The organism is Gordonibacter sp. (assembly GCF_036667095.1).
Taxonomy (GTDB): Bacteria; Actinomycetota; Coriobacteriia; order Coriobacteriales; family Eggerthellaceae; genus Gordonibacter.
The window spans coordinates 1-7,742 of sequence record NZ_JAVWUP010000002.1 but is presented as its reverse complement, the minus strand read 5'-3'; the positions used below and the strand labels follow the sequence as shown (position 1 = coordinate 7,742).

Here is a 7,742-nt window from a genome sequence, read left to right as displayed (position 1 = left end):
CAGCTGCCCAGGTGGCAGAGGCGAAGCCGGTCGCCAAGCCTGACGGATCGTTCGAAAAACCCGTCCAGGCGGACTCCTCGGCTACGGGTGACGTAAAGGCCGCTGCGGCTCCCGCAGCAAGCGAGCCGGTTAAGGCGAAGCCGTCGGCCGACGAGTTGTACGGCACGAAGCCTGCAGTCAAGAAGGCTGCCGCAACGAAAGCGGCCACGCCGGTCGCTTCGACCGCTGCGAAGCCTGCAACGACCAAGCCTGCAACGACCAAGCCTGCAACGACCCGGTCGGCGAAGCCGACGACGGCGGGCAAGGCGACCGCTTCCCGGGCATCCGCCGCTCAGGCGACGGCAGCCAAGCCGGCTGCGAAGTCCGCGGCGGCTAAGCCTGCAACGGCTAGGACGACTAAGCCTGCAACGGCCAAGACCGATGCGGAAAAGGCCGCAGCGCGCTCGGCTGCTGCCAAGAAGGCCGCTGCCACGCGTGCCGCAAACAGGAAGGCTGCCGAGGCGACTGCTCAGGCCACGCCCCAGTCCACGAACGAGAAGGGGGAATAAGCCATGCCTGTCGGACCGGCACGTATGCCCTTGTTCGATCACCTGGGCGAGCTGCGCATGCGCTTGGTGCGCATCGTTGCCTGTCTCGCCGTAGCGGTGGTAGTGTTCTATATGGCTTCGAATACCGTTGCCCAGTTTCTGATCCAGCCTATTGGCGACTTCTTCCCCAAGGGGCCGGACGGCATGCCTTTGCTTACGGCTATCGATCCGTTCGAGTCGTTCTCCGTCCGTTTTAAGATCGCGTTTTTCTCGGGGCTCGTAGCCACCTCGCCTGTCATCATCTGGCAGATCCTCGCTTTCTTCCTGCCGGCGCTCAAGCCGAGCGAGCGCCGTTGGTTCGTTCCGACGTTTGCGGCGGCGGTAGCCCTGTTCATCTTTGGTGCGGTGTTCTGCTACCTGATCATTCTGAACCCGGCGTTCGAGTGGCTGACCGACCAGGCCGCAGGTTTTGCGCAGATACTTCCGCGTGCGTCCTCCTACATCGATATCATCATCAAGTTCGAACTGGGCTTCGGCTTGGCCTTCGAGTTGCCGTTGATCGTGTTTTATCTCGTGGTGTTCAACGTCGTGCCGTACAAGAAGCTGCGTGCCAGCTGGCGTGTGGTGTATGTGGGCCTCATGGTGTTCTCTGCCGTGACCACGCCCGACGCCTCGCCGGTGACCATGCTGCTCATGTTCGCGGCCCTTATCGGCTTGTACGAAGCGAGTTTGCTTATCTCGCGTGTGGTGTTGTCGAGCCGCATCAAGAAGCAGAATGCCGATTTGGAGGCCGAAGAGGCCGAAGAGGCGGCTCAAGAACTGGCTTACCAGAAGGAAAAGGAAGCCAAGAAGTCTTAAGCTCTTGGCAGATCGCCCAACGGCCCGTCGCATTGCGGCGGGCCGTTTGCGTGAGGTGGTGGTGCGCCCGGCACGCTTTTGGCGGGCGAAGGTCCCCCGTACGGGAAGGAGCGGCAGCGTGAGGCTTCTCTGCCGCCATCTTTGGTGCCTTTGTTCTTCTGGTCGCCGATCGCCTCCATTGACGCAGTGCTGCTGTTCGACCTGCGTGCGTTCGGCTACTATAGACGCATTATATGACTGAGCCGTATCCCCGATGCAAACGAAGGGAGCGCCATGCACGAATTAGGAATCATGACGGGTGTTATGGAGGCCGTTGAGACGTCGGCCAAGCAGGCAGGTGCCGATAAGGTGCTGAAGGTGAGCCTGTCGGTGGGCGAGATGACCGAGGCTATCGAGGACGCGCTGCGTTTTGCATTCGAGGCGCTGTCCGAACAGTCGGAGTACACGCTTTTTGCCGATGCCAAGCTGGATGTTACCATGATCAAGCCGAAGAGCCGCTGTTTGGAATGCGGTGCCACCTACGAGCACGACCGCTTCCATATGCTGTGTCCTGTGTGCGAAAGCTTCGCCACTGAGCTCGTAGCCGGTCGCGAGTTGCAAATAGACAGTATCGAGGTTGATATTCCCGACGACGAAGACGAGGAGCTGTCATGCAAATAGATATAAAGCAGCCTATTCTGGACAAGAACGATGGACTTGCGCGCGAGCTGCGCGAGCGGTTCGCCCGCAACCACGTATTCGTGCTCGACTTGCTGGCTAGTCCCGGATCGGGTAAGACGTCCACGATCCTAGCTACTATCGACGCGCTGCGCGACGAGTTCAACATCGCTGTCATCGAGGGAGATATCGCCAGCAGCGTGGATGCCGAGAAGATCAAAGCCCAGGGTATCCCCGCTGTGCAGATCAACACAGGCGGTGCGTGCCATTTGGAAAGCGCCATGCTGAAGCGTGCGGTGGACGTGCTCGATCTGGAGCGCTTGGACCTGATCATCGTTGAGAACGTGGGCAACCTGGTGTGCCCCACCGATTTCGATCTGGGCGAGAACGCCAAAGTGATGATCCTGTCCGTGCCCGAGGGCGACGACAAGCCGCTCAAGTATCCCGGCGTGTTCCAGGTTGCCGAGGCGGTGGTGCTGAACAAGGTGGATACTATGCCGGTGTTCAACTTCGATCGCGAGGCGTTCGAGGCTTCCGTGAAGCAGCTGAACCCGACGGCTCCCCTTTTCCCCATCGCCGCCACGAAGGGCGACGGGGTGGATGCGTGGGCGGAGTGGCTGGCTGCGCGCATCCGCGAAATCCAGTAACCGTGACAGGGCAGTTAACTTCGCTGCGAGCCTGTGAAGGGAGGAGGGCGGCCATGGAGGCGGGAGAGCGCTACCTTGCATGCGTTGAGGCCCTGCGCGCCTTTGCTCGCACCACGGGGTTTACCGAAGCGGTCATAGGTCTTTCGGGCGGCATGGATTCGAGCATCGTAGCTGCCATGTGTGTCGATGCACTCGGTGCTGCGCGTGTGCACGGTGTGCTGCTGCCTGGTCCGTATTCCAGCGGCCATTCCGTCGAGGATGCATGCGCGTTGGCCGACCGGTTGGGTATCGAGGCGCAGACGGTTTCCATCTGCGCACCCTACCAAGCGTTCGAGCATGCGCTGGCCGACGCGTGCGGAGGTGCGCTTACGGGGCTTGCCGCGCAGAATACCCAGGCTCGTTGCCGTATGGTGTGCTTGATGGCGCTGTCGAATGCCTATGGGTGGATGCTGGTGAACACGGGGAACAAGAGCGAGGCTATGATGGGGTATTCCACCCTCTATGGCGATACGGTCGGTGCGTTCGCTCCGATCGGCGGTCTCTATAAAACAGACGTGTACGCCGTCGCCCGTTGGCGTAACGGGCACGCTCGGGCCGACGGTGCCGTACCACCCCTTCCCGAGCGGGTGTTCTCGAAGCCGCCGAGTGCGGAACTGGCTCCCGGCCAGGACGACGAGACCAGCTTGGGGGTTGATTATCCGACGCTCGATGCCTTGCTGGTTGCCCATGTCGAGCATGGCATGGACGCGGAAGAGCTGGCCGCTGCCGGATTCGAGGCCTCCCTGGTCGAGCGTGTGCTGGATACCGTTCGCGCTACTGCCTTCAAGCGGGCGTTGGAGCCTCCGTACCCCAACGTAGATTTCTATGCGGACCATTCTTCTGGAAAAACTTTTCAGGTATAATGCTAGACGAGCCGAAGGGAGCTGTTCACTCCCACCGGCTCTAAGAATCGCTTCGGCGGTTTGGGTTTATTGTGCGCGCTCCTTTCCCTTGCGGGATTGGAGCGCGGCCTTTATCACCAAAACAAGCTCGATGATGCCAGACGCTAGGTTCAAACACACAGTCACCAGCACAAACAACTCCAAAACGGGCATGGACGTTCACCTCCGCTCATCTAGAATAATGAGAGGGAAGAGGTACCATGCCGCCTTACGGTCCCTGCGTACACTATAGCGCCGCGACCTTGCGGATCGACCGTATCCTCGCCGTAGAATAGCCGCACCCGCGCGGCATGTTTCCCTCAGATTGCCCGTCGGAGGTTGGATGAAATGTAGGCAGGTTTCTGGCAGATTCCTGGCAAAAGCAGCAAGAGATGCGCAGATTGCGTGACGCGCTTGTTTGCGATGGCATGAAGGGCGCGCTCTCACTATACTCGGGCTGAAATCGATCTTTAAACCCGCGAAAGGGCAGCAGCTGCATGGAGCGTCGGGCATTCTTCAAACTTATCGGAATATCGGCTGCGGTGGCGGCGGGTGGGACTGCGTATGCGTGCTCGTCGGGGCACGGCATGCTCTCGCTTGTGCCCACAGCCGAGGACAGCAGCGCCTATCGGATAGCAAACGATCCGCAGGTCAGCTTCTCGTCTGAAGTGGACGTGCTTATCGTGGGCAGCGGCATTGCCGGCCTATCGGCGGCGATGGCGCCAGCCGAGGCGGGCCACTCGGTCATGGTCGTGGACAAGCTGGAGCTTCTGGGCGGTGAGAGCTTCAGCTCGAATGGCATCATGCGCGTGAGCGGCAGCGCGTTCCAGAAAGCTGCCGGTATCGACACCACGGCTATCGAAGCGTGGGATGCGCGCAAGCAGGAGCTGGCTGACGAAGGCGTGCCCGATATCGAGTTCGCGAAGCGCTTGTTCGTTACGGCACCCGATTGGATCGATCACTTGGTGGACACGTATCAAGTGGAGCTAGCCGACCCTCGTGCCTACGTGAAAGGCGGGGGACTCTCAACCGTGCTGCTGCCGAAGAACGGGCTCGGTGATATGGAAAGCTTCATGGTTCCGTTGCGCAACGGATTGGCGAACAAGGGCGTCGCCTTCTCGACGGGCCTGCAGGCGGTGGCGTTCATCCAGGATGGGGGCGGAGCCATCTGCGGCATGCGGTTGCTGGCGGTGAAAAACCAGGCCGTCAGCGACATACGCGCCAAGCGCGTCGTCGTCGCTACCGGAGGGTTTGCCAGCAGCCAGCCGCTTATTCATGCCTACGTCCCTAATCAAGAGCAGGTAGCCAGCTACACGTTCGCCTCGATGGGCGAGGGGCAGATGCTCTGCTCGGGAGTGGGCGGCAAACTTGCAGGCATGGACAAGGCGGGGCCGCTGACGGGCCGCGTGCCGCAGTCGTGCGCGTGGGGTATGTTCGCCCCTGCCGTTATCGTCGACCTTGCGGGAAAGCGCTTCGCTCGCGAAGACGACGTGAACGCGGCTGCCGACGCGTGCCATGCCGACGATCGCGGTCATTGGTGGACGATATTCGACAAGCAGCTGATCGAGAGCAGCCAGTCGCGCAGTGTGGCGCAGGTGACCGCTAAATACGTGAAGCGTCTGGTGGGACCGTGTGATACGCTTGACGACCTGGCAAAGGCCATGTTCATGCCCGCCGAGGCGCTCAAAGCGGCTTTCGAGGAGTACGACAAGACGGTGGAGAGCGGGAAGGACGAAGCCTTTGGCCGTACGCTCTTCCTGCAGAAGCTTATCGCGCCGTACTACGCGTTCAGGCAGTCTCCTGTTCGCTACAAGACGCGTGGCGGTGCGAATACCGACGGCGAGGGGCGTCTGCTGAACGCCACCGGCTCGCCGGTGTCCGGCGTGTACTGCTGTGGATCGGTAGGTGCGAGCAGCCTTGAGGGCCTTGCCTCCAACGGGGCGTTTGGAATGCTGGTGGGCCAAGCTGTAGCCAAAGTCCTTGCCGAGGAAGAGGGCTCGGACGTTTCTTCGGCATCGGCGTAGCGCTTTCTCCGTCGCGGTCCCTTCCGTCATCCGTACTCTCAATCAAGTGGAAAACCTTGCGTTCGCCTCGGAGGCGTCGATCCTGCAAAGCTGCGCAGCGAAGGGAGCGGAATCCTCCCCTTTCCCGCTCCCTTGCTCTTTCACCTTGGCGTTTGCCTAGGGGTTGCCGAGTTGAAACCACGTAGCAACCGCGGCTGAGGTGCGTCGTGCCAGAATGACGGGCAGGCATACGCATGACCGTCTGCTTCCCTGCGCCGACCGCGCGAGGGAGTTGGCGGTCCTGGTGAAAGGTGGAGCACTATGGCAGGGGAGAACAACAACCAACACAACGAAACGCCCATGGCGCCCTCAGGCGGCGTGTCGCGCCGTACATTTTTGACGGGAGCATGCGCGACGGGCGCGTTTGCCGTGATGGGCGGCCTTGCGGCATGTACTCCGGCACCGACGGGGCAGGGCAACGAAGGAGGTTCGGGTACGAGCGGGGACGCGAAGGCCGGCAGCGCGGCTCCCGCCGCCATCGACAAGACCTACGATACCGACCTGCTTATCGTAGGTGCGGGCGGCAGCGGCTTGGCCTGCGCGGTGCAGGCGGCGCTCAATGGCATGCAGTTCATCGTGGTGGAAAAGGGCGACCAGGTGGGTGGCAACGCCAGTTTCGTCGAGGGCATGTTCGCCGTAAACTCTACGTTCCAACAGGAACTGGGCATCCAGATCGATCCTGCTAAGATCGTGGAGGCCGAGCTTACGCGTGGACAGCATCGCCAGAACGGCGCGTACTGGCTCGATTTGGTGAACAAGTCGGCTGAGAACATCCTGTGGTGCGGGGAGCAGGGCGTGCAGTTTTCGGGCGTGGTAGACGACTATTACGGCGGCCTGTTCCCCACGTTCCATTGGTTCAAGGACAACAAGGCATCTGTGGGCTACGTTGCTCCCATGAAGGCCCAGCTTGAAACCATGAATACGCAGATTCACTACAAGACCACCGTCATGAGCCTGAAGATGGACGGGAATATGGTCACCGGCGCCTATGCCGAGGGCGATGACGGCAACATCCAGTACAACGCCCGTGCAGTCGTTTTTGCTACCGGCGGTTTTGGCGGCAGCCCCGATGTCATTTCCGAGCAGGGGTGGGATACGAACGGCATCCATATCGTGGGTTCTCCCCATGCGGCGGGTGATGGCTATCGCATGGCCATGGACCAGGGCGCGAAGAACTTCATGTCCCAGTCGGCCCAGTCTATTCTGTATGCTATCGAGGCCCTTCCGCCCATCGACTTCCACGATGCGGCGCAAAATCCCATCAACGGCTACTTCGGCATTGCCGCAGGCGGTCCGGTGCTGTGGGTAAACGACGCATGCGAGCGCTACAGCCGCGAGAATCTTACGGCGGACAACCTGGTGTTGCAGTGCATTCCCGGCAAGTCGAACAAGGAGAACTACGTAATGTTCGACCAGGCCATCTTCGACCGGTTCTTCGGCACGGACGATGCGGCGAAGAAGATGTTCACCGATTCGCTGGCCTCCAACAACACCAACAGCTTGTTCCAGGGCAACACTATCCCTGAGTTGGCTGACCAGTTCGGGCTGGACAAGGACCTGCTGCAAAAGACGGTGCAGCACTACAACGACCTGTGCACGGCCGGGGCCGACACCGACTTTGGCAAGCCGGCCGACCTGATGGTGCCCATCCAGACGGCGCCGTTCTATCTGGCGAAGCTAACGTACAGCTACTTCTTCTCGGTCGGCGGCATCGCCACCGACAAGCAGCGTCGCGTGCTGGACGGCAAGATGGAGCCGATTCCCGGCCTGTATGCCATCGGCAACGACGGGAACATGCTATACCGCAACGTGTACACCATTAACATGCCGGGTACGGCGTTCGGGAACCAGGTGAATAGCGGGCGCGAAGCGGCTAATGCTGCCGAGACGTACTTGAACGGGGCGAGGTAGGGTTTGACTAACCTGCGGGATGGGTCTGGGTGTCGGGCTTCGGAAGGTCCGGCGCTCGGGCAGTCCTGAGGTCGCACGAAGTATCCACTGGATGCTTCGGCTCACGGGGCGCGGCGCCGCGAAGCGAAGCGGAGCAAAGTCCCCGAAGGGGGAACTCGC

The 7,742-nt window shown here is 61.0% G+C and carries 6 protein-coding genes and 1 pseudogene; all 7 read left to right on the top strand.

All coding sequences use genetic code 11. The features are described from left to right. Positions 1 to 548 (top strand): annotated as a pseudogene (locus RR842_RS00330) (hypothetical protein); the annotation flags it as partial. A 3-nt stretch (positions 549 to 551) separates the two neighbouring features. After that, complete coding sequence (tatC, locus tag RR842_RS00325) at positions 552 to 1,385, top strand: twin-arginine translocase subunit TatC (RefSeq protein ID WP_332511757.1); 834 nt, start codon at positions 552 to 554, stop codon at positions 1,383 to 1,385. Positions 1,386 to 1,658: 273 nt separating this feature from the next. Then, positions 1,659 to 2,045, top strand: a complete 387-nt coding sequence (locus RR842_RS00320; protein ID WP_332565471.1) for a hydrogenase maturation nickel metallochaperone HypA — start codon at positions 1,659 to 1,661, stop codon at positions 2,043 to 2,045. Beyond that, positions 2,036 to 2,689, top strand: a complete 654-nt coding sequence (gene hypB / locus RR842_RS00315) for a hydrogenase nickel incorporation protein HypB (RefSeq protein ID WP_332511761.1) — start codon at positions 2,036 to 2,038, stop codon at positions 2,687 to 2,689. Before RR842_RS00320 ends, hypB begins: the two co-directional genes overlap by 10 nt. Before the next feature lie 53 nt (positions 2,690 to 2,742). After that, complete coding sequence (nadE, locus tag RR842_RS00310; RefSeq protein WP_332728776.1) at positions 2,743 to 3,591, top strand: NAD(+) synthase; 849 nt, start codon at positions 2,743 to 2,745, stop codon at positions 3,589 to 3,591. 515 nt (positions 3,592 to 4,106) lie between these two features. Then, the gene (locus RR842_RS00305) at positions 4,107 to 5,633 is read left to right on the top strand and encodes an FAD-dependent oxidoreductase (RefSeq protein WP_332721640.1); all 1,527 of its coding nucleotides are present in this window, start codon (positions 4,107 to 4,109) and stop codon (positions 5,631 to 5,633) included. A 300-nt stretch (positions 5,634 to 5,933) separates the two neighbouring features. Beyond that, positions 5,934 to 7,583 carry an FAD-dependent oxidoreductase gene (locus RR842_RS00300; protein ID WP_332728775.1) on the top strand — a complete coding sequence of 550 codons (1,650 nt, stop codon included), beginning with the start codon at positions 5,934 to 5,936 and terminating at the stop codon, positions 7,581 to 7,583. Positions 7,584 to 7,742: the final 159 nt, after the last annotated feature.